This window comes from Streptomyces actuosus (assembly GCF_016921115.1).
GTDB classification, from domain to species: Bacteria; Actinomycetota; Actinomycetes; order Streptomycetales; family Streptomycetaceae; genus Streptomyces; species Streptomyces actuosus_A.
Genome location: NZ_JAFFZS010000016.1, coordinates 97,569 through 119,471, shown reverse-complemented (window position 1 = coordinate 119,471; position 21,903 = coordinate 97,569). Strand labels below are relative to the sequence as shown.

The window sequence follows — 21,903 nt, the reverse complement described above, 5'->3', positions numbered from 1 at the left end:
CCTCGCGTCCACGACGAGCCAGCTCCGGCACAGGCCGGTGTACGGGCGGTCGTCCCCTTTCGCGGGACGGCCGCCCGCACGCGTCGTACGGCGGCTCAGGAGCCCCTGACGTGTCAGGCTCCCGGGCCCAGCGCCCGCACCACGTCGGACACACGGGTGTAGACACCGGGACTGCCCGGCCGCCCGCAGCCGCTCCCCCACGACACCAGGCCGATCAGCCGGCCCTGCGCGACCAGGGGGCCTCCGCTGTCCCCTTGGCAGGCGTCCCTGCCACCCAGCACCTCGCCCGCACACAGCATGCTCTCCGCGCGGAAGGTCCCCTCGACACCACCCGGATACGCCAGCTCGCACTGCGCATCCGACAGCACGTGGACCGGGGCCGCATGCAGACTGGTGGCGTAGTCGCCGGCCCCCGTCGTGTCACCCCAGCCATAGACCAGGGCAGACGTCCCCGGCGCATACGCCGGGTCACCCGCAGCGGCCATCGCGATGACATCCTGCTGCGGGAGCGACTCGGCCAGCGTGAGCACCGCGAAGTCCCCGGCATTGCTGACGGCGTCGTAGCCGGGATTCACCCGCACCTCACGCACAGCGACCTCTCGCCCCGCGGCTGACAGCAGATGGGTGCGCCCAGCGATGACCTTGAGGTCGCGCACCCGCTCGGGCGGCCCGCCCAGGACCTCCGCGGCCATGCAGTGGGCGGCGGTGAGCACGGTGGCCGGACCGACCAGCACCCCGCCGCAGAACTGTCCGGCACGCGTACCGCCGAACCGGTCACGGCTGGACAGCGCAACGGTCCACGGCCCCTGCGACACATCGACCGGGAAGCCCCCGACGACAACGCTGTCCGCTGCGGCGGGAGCGGGGGACGCCAACGGTATGACGGCGGTGGTGGCCGCCAGCGCCAGCGAACCGATCAGCGCCCGGACAAGGTGACGACGCATACGCACTCCTCACTCTGGGGTGTTCATGAGACACCCAGAGTGATCCAGTGCGCCCGACGCCGCACTCGGGAGTGCGCCCGACGCCGCGCTACCGGAGACAGCGCGAAGACCCGGCCCCCTCGGGAACCGGGTCTTCGGTGTCGTACGGCCGCGACCTGCCGCCGCCGGGCGACGGGGTCTAGTCGAGGTAGTCGCGCAGGACCTGCGAGCGCGACGGATGGCGCAGCTTCGACATGGTCTTGGACTCGATCTGGCGGATGCGCTCACGCGTGACGCCGTAGACCTTGCCGATCTCGTCCAGGGTCTTCGGCTGACCGTCGGTGAGACCGAAGCGCATGGACACGACACCCGCCTCGCGCTCGGACAGGGTGTCCAGGACGGAGTGCAGCTGCTCCTGGAGGAGCGTGAAGCTGACCGCGTCGGCCGGGACGACGGCCTCGGAGTCCTCGATGAGGTCACCGAACTCGCTGTCGCCGTCCTCGCCCAGCGGAGTGTGCAGGGAGATCGGCTCGCGACCGTACTTCTGGACCTCGATGACCTTCTCCGGGGTCATGTCGAGCTCCTTGGCCAGCTCCTCCGGGGTGGGCTCGCGACCCAGGTCCTGGAGCATCTGGCGCTGCACACGGGCCAGCTTGTTGATGACCTCGACCATGTGCACCGGGATACGGATGGTGCGGGCCTGGTCGGCCATGGCACGGGTGATCGCCTGACGGATCCACCAGGTGGCGTACGTGGAGAACTTGTAGCCCTTGGTGTAGTCGAACTTCTCGACCGCGCGGATCAGACCCAGGTTGCCTTCCTGGATGAGGTCCAGGAAGAGCATGCCGCGGCCGGTGTAGCGCTTGGCCAGGGAGACCACCAGACGGAGGTTGGCCTCCAGCAGGTGGTTCTTGGCGCGGCGGCCGTCCTCGGCGATGATCTCCAGCTCACGCTTGAGCTTCGGCGCCAGCTTGTCGGAGTTGGCGAGCTTGTCCTCGGCGAACAGACCCGCCTCGATGCGCTTGGCGAGCTCCACCTCCTGCTCGGCGTTGAGCAGGGGGACCTTGCCGATCTGCTTGAGGTAGTCCTTGACCGGGTCGGCGGTGGCGCCGGCCGCGGCGACCTGCTGCGCGGGCGCGTCGTCCTCGTCCTCGTCCGAGAGTACGAAGCCGGCCTGCTCGGTGCCCTCGGGCTCGTCGGCGGTCTTGGTCTCCTCGACGGCCTCGTCCTCGAGGGCCTCGGCGTCGTCCTTCTTGGCGCTGGTCTTCTTGGCCGCCGTCTTCTTGGCGGTCGTCTTCTTCGCCGCGGTCTTCTTGGCCGTCGCCGTCTTCTTGGCTGCGGCCTTCTTGACCGGGGCGGCCTCCTCGGCGGGGTCGGCGGGCGCTGCCGGCGCGGCCGGGGCAGAGGCGGTGCTGGCGGTGGCCTTCCTCGTGGTCACCGTCTTCGCCGCGACCGTCCTGGTGGCGGTGCGCTTGGCCGGACTCTTCGCTGCGACGCTCTTTCGGGTGCGCTTGGGCTCCGCGGCACTGACCATCAGCGTCACACCCTCTTCCTCGAGGATCTGGTTGAGGCTGCGCAGTACGTTCTTCCACTGAGTGGCCGGGATCTGGTCGGCTTCGAAGGCCCGACGCACGTCGTCGCCGGCAATCTGCCCCTCAGCCTTTCCCCGCTCGATGAGCGCCATGACAGAGACGGACTCGGCAATCTCCGGCGGGAGCGTACGGGATGTGCTGGCCGACACGAACAACCTCTCGGAACGTTGGAAAACGGCTTCCGGCCCCGTCCACGACGGACAGGAGCCGACCGCCGGCTTGGGGATGGGCCGACGGCGCGGGCGGGGGCCGGGAAGATGCACAGCGCCGTCACCGGCGTCCGTATTCCCTCCACGGCTGTCACCTATTAGGTCATCGCGTTGTTTCCACGAGCGTTACGCCCAATCTGCGTGGCCCGAGTCACACCCCGTAAGCATCTAAAAACGATCAGATATGGACAGACGGGGTCACCGAGTGCTTTCGGTCGGGGTCGGACATCGCCCGACCCCGACCCGGACCGCCCGTCGCCACGGCGCCGGACCCCACAGGCCCGCGGTCGCCCGGGGCGCCGGGGATCGTCCCTGCAGGGTCCGGCGAGGGGGCGGCCGACCGGCCGGCGATGCCGCAGGAGGGGGGCGACATCGCCGGGCCGCACCGCCCGCGGGGTGCGGTCAGTGCTCGCGCGGCGCCGGGACCACGCGCTCGACCTCGGGGTGGACCGTCAGGAGCTGACGCATGGCCGCCTCGGCCGCCGCGCCGTCGCCCGCCGCCAGGGCGTCGACGATCCTGCCGTGGTGGGACAGGCACGCCTCGCTGGGCCGGTCGCAGCCCGTGACGGGCCCGCCGGACACCTGGAGGGCGGAGGACACGATCCCGGAGAGGTGTTCCAGCATGCGGTTGCCCGCGACCTGGATCAGCAGCGTGTGGAATTCGGCGTCCGCCCGGGAGAAGGTGAGCGCGTCGCCCTGCGCGAAGGCGTGCCTCATGATCTCGACCATGTCGACCAGCCGCTGCTGCACCTCCTCCCGCCCGTGCCCGGCGGCCAGGCGCGCGGCGAGCGGCTCGATCGTCCAGCGCAGCTCGGCCAGCTCGCGGCGCTGGTCGTCGCGCTGCGGCCCGAAGGCGCGCCACTCGATGATGTCCGGGTCGAGCAGGTTCCAGTCGCTGACGGGACGCACGCGCGTGCCCACGTTCGGGCGGGCGCTGACGAGCCCCTTGGCCTCCAGGACGCGGAGCGACTCGCGGACGACGGTGCGGGAGACCTCGAAGCGCTGGCCGATCTCCTCGGGCACCAGTGGACGGTCGGCCCCCAGGTCACCGGAGACGATCATCTGCCCCAGCTGCTGGACGAGTTGGCCGTGCAGCCCGCGCCCGCGGCTGCCCGCGGCACGCCGGCCCACGCGCCCGAGCTCGGGGTCCGCGGTCTCCCAGGCGGGCGGGCCGACGCGCTCGGCGGCGGGGGCCTCGGCGTAGGGATAGCGGTCGAGTTCGCCCGGGCCGGCCAGACCGGAGTCGGCGGAGCGGGCGGCGGTCATCATGGTGTGCGCAAGGGTACTCACGGAGTCTGTTGTCGGCGCTGTCTCCAACTCCCTTGAGGGCTTTGGTGAAAAGCACACGAAAGGGTGATCGCTCACCTCGTCGCAATTGACGCCTTATCGGAAAGAAATGAGCTTCCCGCAGGGGAGTTGCACACAGTCCGGGATCATGCGGACACGGTCGGTCGTCACCGGACCCGGCTGCGCAGAGTCGTGAGCACATACGCGCAGAGCAGGGCGGTCAGCGACAACATCAGCGCGCTTCCGACGGGTTGGGCGATCATGTGGGCTGCGGCGGCGAGACGGCGCTCCCCGCCGAAGGGCCACCGCAGCAGGAACACCTCACGCACCCGAACCGGCAGCCCGGCCGCGGCTCGCACGTCCGCTCCCTCGACCACCTTGTGTACGAGGGGTACGACGGCGACGGGCACCGCGACCACGGCCGCGAGTCCGGCCGTCGTGGAGCGGAAGACGCCCGCGGCCAGGACACCGGCCCAGGCGCAGCCGACGACGAGCCCGACCCAACTCGCGGCCAGTGGGAACCAGTCCGCGGGAACTCGGGCAAGCTCGCGTCCGTAGAGGAGATGGAGCACTTCGGCGTCGCAGCCGACGGTGAGGAAGGCGAGCAGCAGCGCGGCGGCCGCGGAGACGAGCAGCTTGGCCGTGAGCAGCCCCAGACGACGGGGGACGGTGCCCCGGTCGGCCGCCAGCGCGGGGTGGCGGAACTCGTCGCCGAAGGCGAGCGCGCCGAGCAGTCCGGCGCCGAGCGCCGCCGGCGGCAGGGGGACCTGCTGCGGCCAGGCGGCGAGCAACCGGGCCTGCGGGGTGTGGCCGACGCCGGCCAGCAGCGCGGCCGTCGACGCGGACACGACGAGCACGACGGCGGCCGTGACGAACCCGGTGCCGACCCCCGTGGCCCGCCGGAGCTCATAGCGCAGGGGCCGCAGCGGGCTGGGGGCGGGGCGCACGGAGATGGGGGGCGGGAGAGGAGGCAGCGGGGAGGCGGGGACCGCGGCGCGGCGCCCGTCCGGATCCTGCGCGGTGCCGCCGGGGTGGACGGTCACTGCGGCGGCCGGTGCGGGAGTGGCGGCCGCCGCGGGCGGAGTGGTCGGGGCTGCCGCGGCGGCCGGTCGATCCGCCGAGGGGCTGCCGGCCCGAGGCGGGGCCGCATCCGTGACAGGACCGGGGCGACCCCCGGCACCGACATCAGCACCGGCCCCGGCACCGGCACCGGGGCGTGCGTCGGCATCCCGGTGCGCGTCGGCACCGGAGGGCGCGTCGGCGCCCGCGCCGGCGCGCGGGTCGATGTCCGCGCCGGTGCCGGGAGACGGAGCGGTCGGGTGCGGGCCGGGCCCGGCCGGAGGCTCCGGGGCGGTACGCGGCGGAGTTCCCGGCAGGTGCGCAATGCCAGGCGCAGGAGCCGCGAGGGCGGCCCGGTCGGGTTGGGGCGCCGTATGTGCCGCATGCCGCGCGGCGGGCTCCGCCCGACCGGTGGGGGCGTCCTGAGCGGCGCCGTCGCCCGTGGCGGCCGGGGGCGGGGCCATGCCCGCTCCGGGACCCATGTCTCCGACCTCGTCGGCGAGTTGATGGACGAGGATGCCGTGCCGGAACGCGGCTTCCCCGACATCCGCGCAGGTGGTGCCGTACACGGAGAGACGGTTGCCGCTGTCCTGGACGACCTCGACGGAGCGGCGGGCCGTGCGGGCCTCCTTGGTGAGGACGGCCGCGAGGCGTGCGGCGTGGGGGGTGCGGACGGCGATCCGGGGACGGAGCCGGGTGCGGGCGAAGTGGGCCGCGTCCTGGTCGGCGACGAGACGACCCCGCTCCAGCGTCACGACCCGGTCGGCGGTGCGGGCAGCCTCCTTGGGGTCGTCTGTGGTGAGCAGGACGGTGCCGCCCTGGGTCGCGTGCGCGCGCAGCATGTCGTGCAGCCAGCGGCTCTCACGGACGGACAGGCCCTCGGAGGGCGCGTCGAGAACCAGGGTGTGGGGATCGGCCAGCAGGGCGCAGGCCAGGCCGAGGCGGCGGTCCATGCCGCGCGAGAGGGTGCCGAGCCGCTCGTCGTGCAGGCCGACCAGGCCGACGCTTTCGAGGACTTCGTCGGCCCTGCGCACCGGTACGCCCGCTGCGGCGCAGAGCATCCGCAGGTGACCGCGGACGGTGCGGGCCGGATGTCCCGGCACATCGCCGAGCAGAACGCCCACCTCGCGGGAGGGATGGGCGATGCGGTGCAGGGGACGGCCTCTGAAGTGGGTGACGCCACGCCCTTGCCGGAGTTCGAGCATGAGTCCGAGGGCTGTGGTCTTGCCCGCGCCCGGCGCGCCGAGCAACGTGGTGATGCGACCCGCGCCCGCCTCGAACGAGACGTCGTCGACGGCGGGCGGAAGGTCCTTGCGGGGGATGCTGGTCAGTCCGAAGGCCTGGATCACCCGAAGCAAGATAGCGCGGGATGTCCCCTTTCAGTGTTTTCGCCCTGCTGTGGCGGGAGAGCCGCGCTCACACCTCGGGGCGCAGCATCGGCGGGTTGAGCAGGGTGGCGCCGCCCGCCCGGAAGAGCTGGGCGGGGCGTCCGCCCTGGCGGGTGGTGGTGCCACCGGTGGGCACCAGGAAGCCAGGGGTACCGGTGACCTTCCGGTGGAAGTTGCGCGGATCGAGGGCGACGCCCCACACCGCCTCGTAGACGCGACGCAGTTCCCCGACGGTGAACTCGGGTGGGCAGAACGCGGTGGCCAGCGACGAGTACTCGATCTTCGAGCGGGCGCGCTCCACGCCGTCGGCCAGGATCTGCGCATGGTCGAACGCGAGGGGTGCGACCGACTCCCCGTCCCGGCCGTAGCCGCTCTGCTGAAGCAGTTCGTCGACCGGCGCCCAGCGGGCGTTGCTGGCGTCGCCGCCGGCGCGGGGCGCAGGCAGGTCGGGGGCGAGGGCGAGGTGGGCGACGCTCACGACGCGCATCCGCGGGTCCCGCTTGGGGTCGCCGTACGTGGCGAGCTGCTCCAGGTGGGCACCGTGGTCCTGGGCCGGCACGGACGGCTCGTGCGCGCGCAGCCCCGTCTCCTCGGCCAACTCGCGCGCCGCGGCCTGGGCCAGGTCCTCGTCGGCCCGTACGAAACCACCGGGGAGCGCCCAGCGTCCCTGGAAGGGCGGTTCCCCCCTGCGTACCGCCAGCGCGCACAGGGCATGGCGGCGCACGGTCAGCACGACCAGGTCCACGGTGACGGCGACGGGCGGAAAGGCTGACGGGTCGTAGGGCATGCGGCGATCATAGTCGTCTGCCTGACGATAAACACTCCCCTCGTCGGCCGCTTCGCCGGCTGATCCGGCTCGCTCGGACATATGGATGCCGGTGCGTCGCCGTCACCGCGGGCCCTACGGCATTGTCCGAGGTCACGCGCGCAGTTGCAGCCCCTGTGCCGCCTCCTCGACCATGGCGAGCCCGAGGCGGCTGCCCCGTACGGAGACGGGGAGGGGGACCTACGGGTCACGCCCGTCGGCGGCCCGGCCGGCCGGCGACGCGGCGGGGCGCCGGTGCCGCCCACCTCGCGGGGCGTGCTCAGCCACCGCTCCCCGCCCGTCCGGGCACCCTGCCGTGCCGCTCGGGCCTGCCGCTCCCCCACGCCCACCAGGACGCATGTGCCGTCTCGCTCCCCGGTGCGCGCACTCGGCCGTCCACCTCGATCCGCCCGTCGCGACGGACCTACCGTTCAGCCCGCCGTGTCCGTCACCGCGCACCCCCTGGTCGCACCGCATCACCGACGGCGGCCTCGCCGCCGCCTCCCGGGTATCGGTCCGGCACCCTCGGGCGCTGTCCCGCCCCCGCCGCTCAGGCCTGCTCTCCCCCGCCGCCCCTGTCACCGGCGAGCGGACCGTCCGTGCTCACGGGGCGGGCACTGTGCACGCGGGGCGCGCGGCGCGGTGCGGCGTCCCGGCCTGCGGTACGCGGCCGTGTCCCGCCCACCGGCGCGACCGGGGGACGACGTCCGCCGGACCGGTCGCGGGCGGGCGCACCGGGCGTCGACGCCGTACTCGCGTCGGCCACGGCAGGACGCGACGTCCTGCCCGAAGACCCCGGGACGACGCGGCGCCGGTGGCGGTTCGGGGTCCCCGTGGGACCCCCCGGCGCGGCAACGGAACCGGCCCCCGGTGCCTGTGCCGCGGCCGGCCCGGCGCCTGCTGCCGCTTCCTGCCGCCCTCCGCCTCCTCCGCCGCCGTCGCCGTCGCCGTCGCCGTCGGCCGACGGGGCGGCACCGGAACCCCCGCGGTCCGAGGGTGTGCCGGAGGACCGTTCGGCGTCCGGCTCCGTTTCGGAGGCCCGGCGCCCGGCGCGCAGGCAGCAGCGGACGGACTCCGGGTCCAGGCCCTCGTTGACGGCCTGGTGCAGCAGACGGGCGAAGAGGTAGTCGGGATCCGCGCCCAGCGCCATCGCGAATGCCTCCCTGGCCTCGATGTCGTCGCCCATCGACCAGGCGACCCAGCCGGCGAGGGTCAGCGGCGCGGCGGCGTGCTCCCCGTGGGGGCCGACGCAACGCCGCGCGAGGGCCCGCCACAGGCGCAACGCCGGGCCGGCCTCGTCGCCCTCCATCCACCGGGCGGCGCGGTCACGGGTGGTGCGGTCCTGGAGGCCGAGAATCAGCTGGGCCGCCTCGCCGTGGTCGAGCAGGTCGTCGTCGCGGCGGTCCGCCGTGAGCGTGCCGGAGACGGGCGGAGCGTCCGCGTAGCGCTCGATGATCCGCCCGGCCAGCTCCACCGTGTCCTCGGCGACCCTCGCTCGCTCGGCGTCGTCGAGGATCCGTGGGACCAGTGCCGCACCCGCGGCGTCCAGCGCGCTCTGCTGTTCGAAAACGCCGGCGCTCTCCCGGGGCAGCAGCCGGGCCCGCAGCTCGCGGAGGGTGCCGCGCACCTGGATGCCCGCGTAGGCGGCAGCGGCGGCCAGTACGGATGTGCCGGGCAGGCCCATCGCGAGGCCTGCCGGAGGGCAGCAGGCCTCGCCGGCGCAGCAGTACGACCAGAACCGGCCGTCGGAGACGCACAGGGCCTCGACGACCGGCACGTCCAGCAGTCCGCACTGGATGCGCAGGGCACGGGCGAGGGGTTCCAGCCGCTCCATGACCTGCCGGCCGGTCTCGCCCTTCGCCGGTTCCTGGCACAGATAGGCCACCAGTTGCTCGGGGCGGGCGCCACGGCGTTCGCACCCGGTCACCAGTCCGTGGGCCAGTTGGCGGGCCGCGGCCGTCCAGTCGTCCTGGCACGCGGGGATGCCGAGCCGGGCCCGGCCGCCGAACCTGCCGCGCCCACCGCTGCCGTGCACGGCGACCAGGACGATGCTGTGCTCGGGGCGGTAGCCGAGGAGATACGGCAGGGCGTCGGCCAGCTCGGAGGGTGTGCGCAGGGTGACCTCGTGGGGGTCGGTCGGGCTGCCGTGCCCCGGGGATCCGTCGCGCACCGTGACGTGAGCGGGAGCGGTGCGGCCGCCGCTCCCGAGAGGACCGCCGGTGCCGTCGTCGCCGAGGGGGGCGATGATGCCACCGTCCCCGGGGGAAGGGAGCGGCGCGTCGCCCTCGGCAAGGCCGGCGCCCTCACCGTCCGGGAGGGGGTCGGCTCCCGGACCCTGGAGGAAGCCGGTCCCGGGGTCACCCGGGCGCAAGCCCCTCCCGACGCCCTGCTGGAGGCGACCGGTCGCTCCGTCGTCCCGGCGGAGCCCTGCCGCCTCACCTCCGCGTGTATCCGTGGTCCCCGCATCGCCCCGGAAGGAGCCGTGCTCGTCGCCGTGCTGGCGGGAGGCCGTCGTCTCACCCTTTCCGGAGGAAACGGAATGTGCGCCGTTCTCGAAGGACCCGGTCGTTTCGCCGTGATTCGTCATGCGCCGACGATCTCGCGGATTCAAATGTTCCGCTTGGGCCTGTGGACAAGTCCGATCCAGGACACGTCAAAAGACGCCTCGGCAGGCGACGCCGTCACGCCACGCGCGAGGCCACACCCCAGTGCCTCGCCACGGGGCCCCGCCGCAGGGAGCCGCTCCGGCAGGCCGCGCCGCCCCTCCGCCCGCCGTCACCGGGTCGGCGCGCCGTCACCCCGCCGCAGCGAGCACCAGCGGAAGGACCGGGCCGCTGCCTGCCCGGCGCAGCAGGCGGGCGGCGACCGCGAGGGTCCAGCCGGAGTCGGTGCAGTCGTCGACGAGCAGCACCGGGCCGGGGGTCCGCGTCAGGGCCTCGGCCAGCTCGCCGGGGACGGAGAAGGCCCCGGAGAGTGTGGCGAGCCGCTGGGCGGAGTTGTGGCGCCGTGCCGTGTGCGCGCCGTCGGGAACGGTGTGCGCCAGCGTGCCCAGCAGGGGCAGGCGGCCGATGGTCGCGACGCCCTCGGCCAGGGAGGCGACCAGCTGCGGGCGGGTGCGGGACGGGAGGGCGACGACGCCGACCGGCCGGGTGGTGGCGTCGGGGGCGTCGGACGCCCAGCCGCCCGGGGAGCGCGCCCAGTCGGCGAGGACCGCCACCGCGGCCCGCAGGACGTCGTCGGGGACCGGGCCGTCCGGGGCCCCGTCGGCGAGCAGCGGACGCAGCCGGTTGCCCCAGCCGATGTCGGAGAGCCGACCCAGGGCGCGCCCGGTGGCGCACTGCTCGCCTGCCGGGATGCGCCCCTTGAGGTCGATGCCCAGGGCGGGCATCCCGGTCGGCCACATACGGCGCGGCTCGACTTCCACCCCGGGGCGGTCGAGTTCCTTCACCGCGCCCGCCAGGGCCTCGGTCGGGACGGACCCGTCGATCCAGGCGCCCGCACAGTTGTCGCAGCGGCCGCACGGGGCCGCCCCTTCGTCGTCGAGCTGCCGGCGCAGGAACTCCATCCGGCATCGCGGGGTGCCGATGTAGTCGCGCATGGCCTGCTGCTCGGCGGCGCGCTGCCGCGCCACCCAGGCGTAGCGCTCGGCGTCGTACGCCCACGGGGCACCGGTGGCAGTCCAGCCGCCCTTCACCCGTTGGACCGCGCCGTCCACGTCGAGCACCTTCAGCATGGTCTCCAGTCGGTTGCGGCGCAGGTCCACCACCGCCTCCAGGGCGGGAACGGACAGCGGTCGCCCCGCCCCGGCGAGCGCCGACAGGGTCTGGCGCACCTGCTCCTCGGGCGGGAACGCCGTATCGGCGAAATAGCGCCAGATGGCCTCGTCCTCCCTGCCCGGGAGCAGCAGGACGTCCGCGTGCTCGACGCCGCGGCCGGCCCGCCCCACCTGCTGGTAGTACGCGATCGGCGAGGACGGCGAACCGAGGTGCACCACGAAACCGAGGTCGGGCTTGTCGAAGCCCATGCCCAGCGCCGAGGTCGCCACGAGCGCCTTGACCCGGTTCCCCAGCAGGTCCGCCTCGGCCTGCACCCGATCCGCGTTCTCCGTCCTGCCCGTGTAGGAGGCCACCTGGTGGCCACGCTGCCGCAGGTAGGCGGTGGCCTCCTCCGCTGCGGCCACCGTCAGGGTGTAGACGATGCCCGAGCCCGGCAGCCGGTCCAGCTGCTCGGCGAGCCAGGCCAGCCGGTGTGCCGCGTCCGGCAGTTCCAGGACGCCGAGCCGCAGGCTCTCGCGCTCCAGCGGGCCGCGCAGCACGAGCGCCTCACCGGCGCCGGTGCCGAGTTGCTCGGCCACGTCCGCCGTCACGCGCGCGTTGGCCGTGGCCGTCGTGGCGAGCACCGGCACGCCTGCCGGCAACTCCGCCAGCATCGTGCGCAGCCGGCGGTAGTCGGGGCGGAAGTCGTGGCCCCAGTCGGAGATGCAGTGCGCCTCGTCGACGACCAGCAGGCCGGTGGTGGCCGCGAGGCCGGGCAGCACGTTTTCGCGGAAGTCCACCGAGTTGAGGCGTTCGGGGCTGATGAGGAGCACGTCGGTCTCGCCGCGGTCGATCTCCCCGTGGACGGTGCTCCACTCCTCCGGGTTGGCGGAGTTGATGGTGCGTGCGCGGATGCCGGCCCGCTCCGCGGCCTCCACCTGGTTGCGCATCAGCGCGAGGAGCGGGGACACGATGACCGTGGGACCCGCTCCGCGCCGCCGGAGCAGCGCGGTGGCGACGAAGTACACCGCGGACTTGCCCCAGCCGGTGCGCTGCACCACCAGGGCGCGCCGGCGCTCCTCCACCAGGGCCGCCACGGCCTGCCACTGGTCCTCGCGCAGGCGTGCCGGACCGCCCGGCGCACCGACGAGTTCGGCGAGCACGGCATCGGCTTCGGCACGGAGCTCAGCGTTGTCCATGCCCCCATGCAACCCGATGCCGGGCTCCGCCGACCACTTCACTCGGTGTGACGACGATTTCGCGCCCGGTGCTTCGGACGTCGTCGCCCTCTGGACCGGCGCGGCCCGGCGGGGTAGAACGTGCGGTGCGCCGTCGTCCCATGCATCGACGGGCGCCTCACGGGGCAGTGATATAAGACACTGATCACCGCATACCGGTCTCCGGCCCCAATTGCTCGTTGCCGCATCCAAGTTCGGCAGGAAGAATTGAGGTCCGCTCCCCGCACGGCCCGCCCGTGATCAGGTAGGGCTCTGTTGCGGTGTGCGCTCCCCCGAATCCGACTCGCCCGCAGTGTGGGCGCGTAGCCGAAGGGAGGAACGTGACCTTCGGATTCGCTCCGTCCTCGGCGGGCTCGTTGTCGACGTCCACGTCCGCCGCTTCCGCCAGCCGTCTGCTGGAGCCCGCAGAATGGGCCTCCGCGGGAATCCCTCTGCTGCGCAGTCCGCGTGAGGTCGTCAGCGGGTTGCACACGCGGCACCGTCCGAGACCGTCGACCGCCGTGGTGGCCGTCCTCGACCCGGAGGAACGGCTGCTGGCGAGCGCGTCCTTCGTGCGGCGTCCCGCGCCCGCCGACGGCTGGATGTTCCGCAACGCGCTGCTCGCCCAGCTGCGCCGGGTCGTCCCGCACGACCTGCGGCGCCGCACCCCGGTCCGCACCGCCGTGCTGCTGTACTGCCGGGACGGCGACGCGCGCTGGACGGAGGAGGACGGCGCGTGGATGTGGGGACTGCGCGACGCGTGCACGCTGCACGGGCTGCGGTGCGGGGCGTACATCACGCTGACCCGTGACGGCTGGCAGGTGCTCGGCGAGGGCCGCGGGGGACGTCACCCGAACGCGGACTCCTCCCCCGAGCCCTTCGGTGCCTCGGAGGTGCCACCCCCGCTGCCCCGCACCGGCGGTGCCGCGTCGGAGCTCCTGCGCCGCGCAGCCGCCCGCTGAGCGCGGCCGGAGGCCGCCGCGGGTCGGCGGCACGGCTCGTCGTGTCCCCTGCCGCCTCCGCGGCAGGGCCCGCCCGTCTCCCGGCGAGGCAACGGTTCGCGAGGCGCACGGGACGAAGCGGTGGGCCTCCACCGAAGTAACGATTCGCCAGCTCCCCGGGACGGAGCGGTGGGACTGTGCCGACGAAGCGATCCGCCTCCCGGGCCCCGACGGCGCAACGCTCTCCGCACGGTCGTCCCGGACCCCCGGGCCAGGCGTCCCCACCCACGTCCACGCCGACGCGTCCGCACCGGCCGGCACCCGTACGGTGCCCTCCGGCACGGGTGACGCGGCTGCGGGCCAGTACGGCGACCGGACCGGGCCTGCCGGAGTCCCGTGCGGGGAAACCGCCGCGGCACGGCGGCCCGCGTCCACGCAGTGTGCGGCACGGCAGGCCGCACGGCGCTCCGGGGCGCGCGAACACCCGGCTGCTGCCCGGCGGCAGGACCGCGGAGCATGCGTCACGCCGGCTCCCGCCGTGCGGCGGGAGCGGCGCAGCGCCGCACACGGTACCTCCGAGGCCGTCGCGGGGTGCCCCCGCGCAGCGCCGAGCCGCTCAGACGCCCGCGCCCAGCACCGAGTTGATCTGCTGCGGGTCGCCGCAGACGATCAGCAGCGCGTCGGCCTTGGAGTGGGCGAGCGACAGGGCGGAGGCAGCCGCCGCGTCACCGCCGCCGTTGACGGCGACGACGACCACGGCGCGCGAGCTCGCACGGCCGACCAGGCCGGCGTCGGCGTAGAAGACGTCCTCGCGCGCGTCGTGCTGCGCCCAGTAGGAGGTCTCTCCGAAGGACAGTTCGTGGGCGACCCAGGGATGCGGTTCGCCGGTGGTGACCACCAGCACGTCACCAGGGGTGCGACCGGAGTCCAGGAGCAGGTCCACGGCTTCCTCGGCCGCATCCAGCGCCCCCTCGGCCGAGGCCGGGATCAGCTGGATCTGCGCGGTCGCCGAGTCGGCGGCAGGGGCAGCGGGGCCCGTGGGACCGGGCTTGGCCGGAGCCGCGTCGCGGGGCGTGCGCTGCACCGGCGGGGCGGGGCGGAGGGGTCCGGGACGGCCGGGACGCGGCGGGGCCGCGGGGCGGGGGCCGGGTACGGGGCGAGGGGTCGGCGCGCTGCGGCCGCTGGCCGGAGTGGCGCGGGGACCCTGGGCACTCTCGTGAATCTGAGGCTCCTCGGGAATGAGAGGCATGACCTGACTTTTATCAAACGTTGGTGGGGCTCACGTGAACGGGTGGCACGTGAGTGCGGGCGGAACGGTCAGAAATCGAAGCCGAGCTGGCCCTCGATCTCCGGAACCCCTCCGTCCGCCCAGCTGCGGGCCTTCTTGAGATGCCGCCACTGGGGCAGCGCATCAAGATACGCCCACGACAGACGGTGGTAGGGGGTGGGGCCCCACTCCGCCAGCGCGGCCTTGTGCACCGGCGACGGGTATCCGGCATTGTCCGCGAAACCGAAGTGTGCATGTTCGCTACCCAGTTCGGCCATCATTTTGTCGCGCTGGACCTTGGCGATCACCGAGGCCGCAGCCACCGCGACGCAGGACCGGTCACCCTTGACGACCGTGCGGACCTGCCACGGAGCCCCGAGGTAGTCGTGCTTGCCGTCGAGGATCACGGCGTCCGGGCGGACCGGCAACGCCCCCAGGGCGCGGACGGCCGCCAGCCGCAGCGCGGCCGTCATCCCCATGGTGTCGATCTCCTCGGGCGAGGCGTGCCCGAGGGCGTACGAGGTCACCCACGTCGAAAGCAACTCGGCCAACTCCCCACGCCGCTTGACGGTGAGCAGTTTGGAGTCGGTGAGCCCGTCGGGGGGCCGGCGCAGTCCGGTGACCGCCGCGCAGACGGTGACGGGTCCGGCCCAGGCGCCCCGCCCCACCTCGTCGACGCCCGCGACGACCTTGGCTCCGGTCGTGGCGCGAAGAGAGCGCTCGACGGTATGGGTGGGTGCTTCGTACGGCATGGCGCCCTCAGCGTACGCCTCCGTGATCCCTGCGCGACACCCTGGTTCCCGCAGACGGCACCGCCCCCCGGTGACGGGAGCCTCAGGAGTCGCGCGGGCGCAGGAGCGGCATCATCAGCCGGTCGACCATCTCGTCGAGTTCCTGGTCGGCCCATTCGCTTCCGCACATCTTGGAGCGGTACATCATCATGGCCGGAAGGACGTCCAGCACATAGCTGTTCAGCGCATCGGGGCGCACCTCCCCACGGTCGATTCCCCGTTCGACGACTTCTCGCAGCAGTTTGACGACCGGCTCCACGACGCCGTCCACGATCACCCCGTGAAAGCGCTCGACCTGCAGCGGATCGCATTCGTGAATAACCGATCGGAGCGCTGAACCGAGGCGTGAGTACATGGCGTCGCGCGCCCTGCGGCACAGCGCCACCAGGTCGGCACGCACGGTCCCGAGATCGGGGGCGGCGTCGAAGGGGGGCAGCCCGGACTGCAGGGCGTCGGCGACCAGGTCCTCCTTCGAGGGCCAGCGCCGGTAGACCGCGGCCTTGCCGGTCTGGGCGCCGGCGGCGACGCCCTCCATCGTCAGGCCCTTCCAGCCGACGGTACTGAGCTGCTCCAGGGCGGCATCCAGGATCGCGCGTTCGAGGACGACGCCGCGCCGGCGAGGGGAAGCCGCCTGAGCGGGGGCGGCCGTCCAGCGCGGGGTAACCATCTGAGTGTCTCCAGCGGACAGAGAGCGGACATTTCCGGGGGAACAGGACGCGCGAACGGCGGCGGGGGACACGCCTGGCGGCCGACCGTAAGTGAACGCTTGCGTTCACTAACGAGGCTCACCTACCGTGGGCGCAACAGTGAACGCGAGCGTTCACTAAGCAACTCGTGGGGGACCCATAGTGACAACCTCTCAGCTCGTTCAGGACAGGAAACCGGGTGCGGCCCGCCGGGAGGGGCGTCCCGGCATCGCGCTCACGGTCATCGCAGCCTGCCAACTCATGGTGGTACTCGATGCGACGATTGTGAACATCGCGCTGCCGCACATTCAAGACGCGCTCGCCTTCAGCACGACGGACCTCACCTGGGTCGTCAGCGCCTACACGCTCACCTTCGGCGGCCTGCTGCTGCTCGGCGGCCGGGCCGGCGACATCCTCGGGCGCCGCCGGGTCTTCATGACCGGCATCCTGCTGTTCACCCTCGCCTCCCTGCTCGGCGGGCTCGCGCAGGAGCCCTGGCAGCTGCTGGCCGCACGGGTCCTGCAGGGCATGGGCGGCGCGATCGCCTCGCCCACGTCGCTGGCGCTGATCACGACCACCTTCCCCGAGGGCCCCGAACGGAACCGGGCCTTCGGCGTCTTCGCCGCGGTGTCCGCAGGCGGCGGCGCGATCGGCCTGCTCGCCGGCGGCATGCTCACCGAGTGGCTGGACTGGCGGTGGGTGTTCTTCGTCAACGTGCCCATCGGCGTTCTGATCGCGGTGCTCGCACCGCTGTACATCAGCGAGTCCGAACGGCACACCGGCCGGTTCGACATCGCGGGCGCCGTCACGTCGACGGGCGGCATGGCCCTGCTCGTCTACGGCTTCATCCGGGCGGCCGACGAGGGCTGGCGGGACAGCCTGACCATCGGGTCGTTCGGCGTGGCCGTGGTGCTGCTGCTCGCCTTCGCGTTCGTCGAGTCGCGGGCCAAGGAGCCCATCACCCCGCTGCGGATGTTCGCCGACCGCAATCGCTCCGGCACCTACGTGATCATGCTCAGCCTCGCCGCGGCGATGTTCGGCATGTTCTTCTACATCGTCCTGTTCGTGCAGAACGTGCTCGGCTACAGCCCCATCCAGGCAGGCCTCGCCTTCCTGCCGGTCACGGTCGTGATCGCGATCGGCGCGGGGCTGTCGCAGCGGTTCCTGCCGGTGCTCGGCCCCAAGCCGTTCATGGTCGCGGGCTCGACCCTCGCGGTGATCGGCCTGGCGTGGCAGACCCTCATCAGCTCCGACAGCTCCTACGTCGGCGGGGTGCTCGGGCCGATGCTGGTGTTCGGCCTCGGCATGGGCCTGAACTTCGTGACCCTCACCGTCACCGCGGTGTCGGGGGTGGCCCAGCACGAGGCAGGCGCTGCCTCCGGCCTGCTCAACGCCATGCAGCAGGTGGGCGGCTCGCTCGGCCTGTCCATCCTGACGACGGTGTTCGGGACGGCCAGCAAGAACGAGGCGGAGCGGCAGCTGCCGCATTTCCTCACCGATGCCACCGCCGCGCAGCAGGCCGATTTCGCCAAGACGCATCAGCTGCCCGCGCCCTGGGGACACGCGGTGCTCGCCCAGGGGATCTCCACGGGCTTCGTCGCAGCCGCCGCCATGGCCGTCCTCGCGCTGCTGACCGCGGGACTGGTGATCCGGGTCCGCAAGAGCGACCTGGAGGCCCTGTCGGGTGCGACGGGCCCCATGGTGGGCTGAGGCCGGCCGTGTGACCTCCCGCCGCCTCAGCGGGCCGTTCCAGGCCGGCCGGGGCGGCGCCGGACCGGGGCGGCGCGAGCACCGCTCCGCCGCGGTCCGCACGACCGCGCTGCTCCGTGGGGTCGGCCTCCTGACAACGGGCGGCGCTCACGCAGGGTGCCCGGAGACCACGCAGAGCCGTCGGGGCGCTGTGCGGGCCACCGCGCCGCCTGCGGCCGCCGGGCCTCCCGTCCGGGCCGGCGAGCCGTTGCACGGGCCGCCACCGGGCCCGCCCTGCCGGCCGTCGGGCACTTCCGGGCCGCCGCCGGGTACTTCCGGGGCCCTCCGGGGCCCCTGAGGGAGCCGAGGAGTCGCCGGTCCCCAGGCTGTTCAGTCCGTCCCCGGCACCCACCGGGGAACGTCCTCCGTGCGCTCCGCCCAGTCGACGGGCGGCGTCCCCGCCTTGCCCGCGGCCAGGACACCGCCCACGACGGCACAGGTGGTGTCGACGTCCCCGCCGACCTGCGCGGTCGTCCAGAAGGCCGTCTCGTAGTCGCCGAGGGAGCGCGCCGCCGACCAGAGGGCGAAGGGCACCGTGTCATGGGCGGTCGTGCGGCGGCCGCAGCCCAGCACGGCCGCCACGGTGCCCGGGTCTCCGTAGTCGAGCATGTCCCGGGCGCGCCGCAGGCCCGCCCTGACGGCGCTCTTCGGGATGAGCGCGATCACGCCGTCGAGGAGTGCCTCCGGGGCGGGCGGGCCGCCGGGAGCGCCGGCCAGGGCGGCCGCCGCGGCCACCGCCATGGCGCCGACGACGGCCTCGCGGTGCTGGTGAGTGGGGTAGGCGGAGATCTCCGCCTGGTGGGTGGCCTGCTCCGGGTCGTCGGCGTACCAGGCCCCCAGCGGGGCGATCCGCATCGCCGCGCCGTTGCCCCAGGAGCCCTGACCGTTGAAGAGGGCGGAGGCCAGCTCCCGCCAGTCGCCGCCTTCGCGGACCAGCCGCAGCAGGCGGTTGACCGCGGGGCCGTACCCGCGGTCGAAGTCGTGGCGGTCGGCGAACGAGCGGGCCAGGGCGTCCTGGTCGACGCGGTGGTGGGTGGCCAGCACCAGGACCACCGAGGCGGCCATCTCGGTGTCGTCCGTCCACTGCCACTGCCCCGGGGGCAGCTCGCGGCGCTTCAGCAGCGGATAGTGCGCGGGGACGAAGAACTGGGAGCCCAGGGCGTCTCCCACCGCCAGGCCGCGCAGGCTGGCCAGGGCGCGCTCCAGGCGCCCTTCGAAGGAGGAGTCAGCGGTCATCGCTCTGCCACTCTATCCGGTGATTCCGTACGGCTCCGGATCACGCCAGCGTTCGAAGGGCCGGTCCAGCGTGTACTTGCCGTCGTCCCCGAGAACGAGCACACGCATCTCGGCGTTCCCCGGGTTGGACAGGGACTCGAACTCGGCGACGGTCCAGTGGAACCAGCGCATGCAGAACAGGCGCATGGCGAGCCCGTGGGTCACCAGAAGGACGTTCGGTGGGTGGTCCGGGGCCTCGAAGCTGCGGAAGAGGCTCTCCAGGAAGCCTCCGACCCGGTCGTAGACGTCGGCTCCGGACTCGCCCTGGGCGAAGCGGTAGAAGAAGTGGCCGTAGGCGTCGCGGTAGGCCTTCTGCAGACGTACGTCGTCGCGCTCCTGCCAGTTGCCCCAGTCCTGCTCGCGCAGCCGGGGCTCCTCGCGCACCCGTATGAGCCCCGCGTCGAGGTGGAAGGCGCGCAGGGTCTCGTGCGTGCGCCGGTACGGGGAGACGTACACGCTGACTCGCTCCCGGCCGAAGAGCTCGCGCAGCCTCTCACCGGTCCCCTCGGCCTGCCGCCGGCCCCGCTCGGTCAGGGCCAGAGCGTGGTCGGGCTGGCGTTCGTAGACGGTGTCATCAACATTGCCCGTTGACTCCCCGTGACGGACAAGGACGATGCGCCGTGGTCGTGCCATGCCAAGACCCTAGATCGGATGACGCGGAACAGAGCATTCGTACGGCCACCATAAGGCGTACCTCACACGACTCGCGCCCCACGTCACACCGCCAATGTCACCCGCCCTACCGGCACCACTCGCACCGCTCACATCGCTGACACCACTCGCACCGGTGACACCGCTCACACGATCCAGCTCGGTTCGAGCTCCACCATGTCGCCGGACAGCGACGCCACGTCCGCCTCCGTCTGGGCGCGCAGCGCCAGGCGCTCGATGCGCTCGGTGCGGTACTTGCCGTGCTCGGCCGCCGAACGCCACATCGACAGCACCAGGAACTCGTGGCCCGGCGCCTCCGCGAACAATCCGCGGATCATGCCGGGCGAGCCGGCCATCGCGGGGTTCCAGACCTTCTCCTGCATCAGCGTGAAGTGCTCCACGCGCGCCTCGTGCACGCGGCACAGGGCGACCCGGACCAGGTCGGCGTCGGTGAACCGGGGCTCGAAGCCCGTCTTCACGTCGAAGCGGTAGTCGAAGAGCCTGACCTGGGCGTCCTTGAACGTGCCCGCCTGGGCCGCGGCCAGCCGGTCGTGGGAACGGGCCATGAACGAGTCGTAGAAGGCGCGGCTCTCCCAGAAGGCGAAGATGTTCGCCACCGAGGGCCGCTCCCGGCTCCAGCCCCCGCCCTGCCCCCGAAAACCCGGCTCCCCCGGAAGCCCCGCCCATTTCCGCTGCCCCCGCTCGAAGCCTCGGCGGTCCACCACGGTGCAGCGAATCCACTTGACCAGCACCGCGCCATCGTACGGCCACGGGCCGTGGCCGTGGTGGCCTCCGCCGCAGTCGGCCCGGGCGAAGCGGCACGTACGCGTGGCAGGATGGACAACCGGCCCTGGCGAACGGGCAGTTCGCACGAGGGCACTGGCGTGCGCGGGGAAGGGGGAGTCCGGTGAACGGCCTCAGCAAGGGAATCGAGAAGGTCGAGGTCTCTTTGAGGTGGGACCCGAGCCCGGCGGGGCAACCGCCCACCGACCTCGACCTCGTCGCCGCGACCTACGGGCTGGACGACCCGTACGGTGAGCCCGCCTACGCGGTGCACTTCGACAGCCGCTCCCCGGACGGCACGATCACGCTGAACCGGGACAGCACGGACGGCAGGGGCTTCGGCTGGGACGAGGTCATGACACTGGAGCTGGACCGGCTCGACGGCCGGTACGCGCGCGTGGTGGTCGGCGTCGTCATCCAGCAGCGTGCCGTGAACCGGACGTTCGTGGACGTGCAGCGGCCGGGGCTGAGGATCCGCGAGGGGTACACCGTCCTGTTCGAGAACGACTTCGGCGGCGTGCTCGGGGCGACCGCGGCGGCGGTCGCGGAGTTCACCCGCGACGCCTCCGGCGGCTGGCGCCTGCGCGCCGGGGTGTTCGGCTCCGACGGCGACCCGGCGGTGTTCGTCCGGCAGATGGGGCGCATGCACCGGTCCTGACCGGCTCGGCGTCGCGCGACGCTCAGCCGGTGTAGGGCGCGACGATCGCCAGGGTCCGGGCGAGTGCGTCGAGGACGGCCTGCCGGTGGGTGAGCGGGCGCGCGGGCTCGTCGGTGTGGCGGGTGCTGACGCCCCGGTCGGCCAGCAGGTAGAGCATGCGCAGGGTCCGCATGGTGTTGGACGCCCACGCGGGGACGGGCCCCGGGGTCCCTTGCCGGAAGGCCTCCGCGACGGGCGTCAGCCATCGCACGGACCCGGCTTCGGTGAGCGCCGGGTGGCTCAGGATCCGGGCGAGGGCATAGGCGATGCGGTCGTCCTCCTGAGCGTCGAAGACGTGGTCCGTGGCGGCGAGCAGCCGGGCGGCGGCCAGTGCCGCCAGCGGCATCGGGTCCTGGCCGGGTCGGCGGGCGAGGACGGCCAGCAGGTCGGCGCCGTGGGCGGCGGCGTGCAGCCAGCCCCGCTCCGGGTCGTACCCGCGCAGATCGTGTTCGGCGGGGTACCAGTCGGCGAAGGCCCGCCACCACTCCCGCCGCCACTCCCCCGCCTCCACGATCCTCGCAAGGATCAGCGGGGCGAAGGTCCGCGCCTGCACGCGCTGATCGGTGAAGCGCTCGGCCATGCGGTCGCCGAGCCGGACCCGCTCGCCGGGGTCGAGGGCCGGTATCCAGCGGACGGCCAGGCAGTAGGCGCCGTCGTCGCGAACGGCGGGTTCCGGTGAGCCCAGGTCCGCGACCAGCGCGTCGAGCGCACCGGCGCGGTCCTGCCCGGTGCGGTCGCGGATGTCGGCGGCGTACGGCAGCGGAGTCGTCACGGGCGGAGCCTACGGGTCGGCGGGTGGGCAGAAGACGGGTGGGCGGGAGGAGGGAC

General features: G+C 73.3%; 17 protein-coding genes. 3 read left to right on the top strand and 14 right to left on the bottom strand.

Translation table 11 applies throughout. The annotated features are described in order from the left end of the window. Positions 1-113: 113 nt before the first annotated feature. The 7 genes from JS756_RS20775 to JS756_RS20745 all read right to left on the bottom strand — a co-directional run bounded on the left by JS756_RS20775 (position 114) and on the right by JS756_RS20745 (position 12,217). Positions 114-944 carry a serine protease gene (locus JS756_RS20775; RefSeq protein ID WP_205384639.1) on the bottom strand — a complete coding sequence of 277 codons (831 nt, stop codon included), beginning with the start codon at positions 942-944 and terminating at the stop codon, positions 114-116. Positions 945-1,122: 178 nt separating this feature from the next. Beyond that, a complete protein-coding gene (locus JS756_RS20770; RefSeq protein ID WP_205384638.1) occupies positions 1,123-2,664 on the bottom strand; it encodes an RNA polymerase sigma factor in 1,542 nt (513 codons plus the stop codon). 462 nt (positions 2,665-3,126) lie between these two features. Continuing rightward, on the bottom strand, positions 3,127-4,014 hold the full coding sequence (locus JS756_RS20765) for a FadR/GntR family transcriptional regulator (RefSeq protein ID WP_205384637.1): 888 nt from the start codon (positions 4,012-4,014) through the stop codon (positions 3,127-3,129). 164 nt (positions 4,015-4,178) lie between these two features. Next, a complete protein-coding gene (locus JS756_RS20760; RefSeq protein WP_205384636.1) occupies positions 4,179-6,419 on the bottom strand; it encodes an ATP-binding cassette domain-containing protein in 2,241 nt (746 codons plus the stop codon). Between the two features lie 67 nt (positions 6,420-6,486). Beyond that, positions 6,487-7,245, bottom strand: a complete 759-nt coding sequence (locus JS756_RS20755) for an NUDIX hydrolase (protein WP_205384635.1) — start codon at positions 7,243-7,245, stop codon at positions 6,487-6,489. 568 nt (positions 7,246-7,813) lie between these two features. Next, positions 7,814-9,634: a DUF4192 domain-containing protein gene (locus JS756_RS20750; RefSeq protein ID WP_240204084.1), complete on the bottom strand. Its 1,821-nt coding sequence runs from the start codon at positions 9,632-9,634 to the stop codon at positions 7,814-7,816. Positions 9,635-10,057: 423 nt separating this feature from the next. Continuing rightward, the gene (locus JS756_RS20745; RefSeq protein ID WP_205384634.1) at positions 10,058-12,217 is read right to left on the bottom strand and encodes a RecQ family ATP-dependent DNA helicase; all 2,160 of its coding nucleotides are present in this window, start codon (positions 12,215-12,217) and stop codon (positions 10,058-10,060) included. 359 nt (positions 12,218-12,576) lie between these two features. On the opposite strand from JS756_RS20745, the gene JS756_RS20740 reads away from it, so the two are divergent. Next, entirely contained in the window at positions 12,577-13,197 is a 621-nt protein-coding gene (locus tag JS756_RS20740) for a hypothetical protein (RefSeq protein WP_205384633.1), read from the top strand. A gap of 595 nt (positions 13,198-13,792) precedes the next feature. On the opposite strand, the gene JS756_RS20735 is transcribed toward JS756_RS20740, so the two are convergent. The 3 genes from JS756_RS20735 to JS756_RS20725 all read right to left on the bottom strand — a co-directional run bounded on the left by JS756_RS20735 (position 13,793) and on the right by JS756_RS20725 (position 15,901). After that, positions 13,793-14,425 (bottom strand): hypothetical protein, encoded by a 633-nt coding sequence (locus JS756_RS20735; protein ID WP_205384632.1) that lies wholly within the window; start codon positions 14,423-14,425, stop codon positions 13,793-13,795. Between the two features lie 68 nt (positions 14,426-14,493). Beyond that, a complete protein-coding gene (rnhB, locus tag JS756_RS20730; RefSeq protein ID WP_205384631.1) occupies positions 14,494-15,195 on the bottom strand; it encodes a ribonuclease HII in 702 nt (233 codons plus the stop codon). 82 nt (positions 15,196-15,277) lie between these two features. Continuing rightward, positions 15,278-15,901 carry a TetR/AcrR family transcriptional regulator gene (locus tag JS756_RS20725; protein WP_205384630.1) on the bottom strand — a complete coding sequence of 208 codons (624 nt, stop codon included), beginning with the start codon at positions 15,899-15,901 and terminating at the stop codon, positions 15,278-15,280. A 181-nt stretch (positions 15,902-16,082) separates the two neighbouring features. Between JS756_RS20725 and JS756_RS20720 the strand changes: the two genes are divergently transcribed. Further along, positions 16,083-17,630, top strand: a complete 1,548-nt coding sequence (locus JS756_RS20720) for an MFS transporter (RefSeq protein ID WP_205384629.1) — start codon at positions 16,083-16,085, stop codon at positions 17,628-17,630. A 369-nt stretch (positions 17,631-17,999) separates the two neighbouring features. Here JS756_RS20720 and JS756_RS20715 read toward each other — a convergent pair whose 3' ends face one another. The 3 genes from JS756_RS20715 to JS756_RS20705 all read right to left on the bottom strand — a co-directional run bounded on the left by JS756_RS20715 (position 18,000) and on the right by JS756_RS20705 (position 20,347). Beyond that, a complete protein-coding gene (locus JS756_RS20715; RefSeq protein WP_205384628.1) occupies positions 18,000-18,905 on the bottom strand; it encodes an ADP-ribosylglycohydrolase family protein in 906 nt (301 codons plus the stop codon). A 12-nt stretch (positions 18,906-18,917) separates the two neighbouring features. Further along, positions 18,918-19,577: a histidine phosphatase family protein gene (locus JS756_RS20710; protein WP_205384627.1), complete on the bottom strand. Its 660-nt coding sequence runs from the start codon at positions 19,575-19,577 to the stop codon at positions 18,918-18,920. Positions 19,578-19,741: 164 nt separating this feature from the next. Next, positions 19,742-20,347: a YdbC family protein gene (locus JS756_RS20705; protein ID WP_205384626.1), complete on the bottom strand. Its 606-nt coding sequence runs from the start codon at positions 20,345-20,347 to the stop codon at positions 19,742-19,744. A 155-nt stretch (positions 20,348-20,502) separates the two neighbouring features. On the opposite strand from JS756_RS20705, the gene JS756_RS20700 reads away from it, so the two are divergent. After that, entirely contained in the window at positions 20,503-21,036 is a 534-nt protein-coding gene (locus JS756_RS20700; protein ID WP_205384625.1) for a TerD family protein, read from the top strand. Between the two features lie 22 nt (positions 21,037-21,058). On the opposite strand, the gene JS756_RS20695 is transcribed toward JS756_RS20700, so the two are convergent. Continuing rightward, entirely contained in the window at positions 21,059-21,847 is a 789-nt protein-coding gene (locus JS756_RS20695) for a DUF2785 domain-containing protein (protein WP_205384624.1), read from the bottom strand. Between the last annotated feature and the right edge of the window lie 56 nt (positions 21,848-21,903).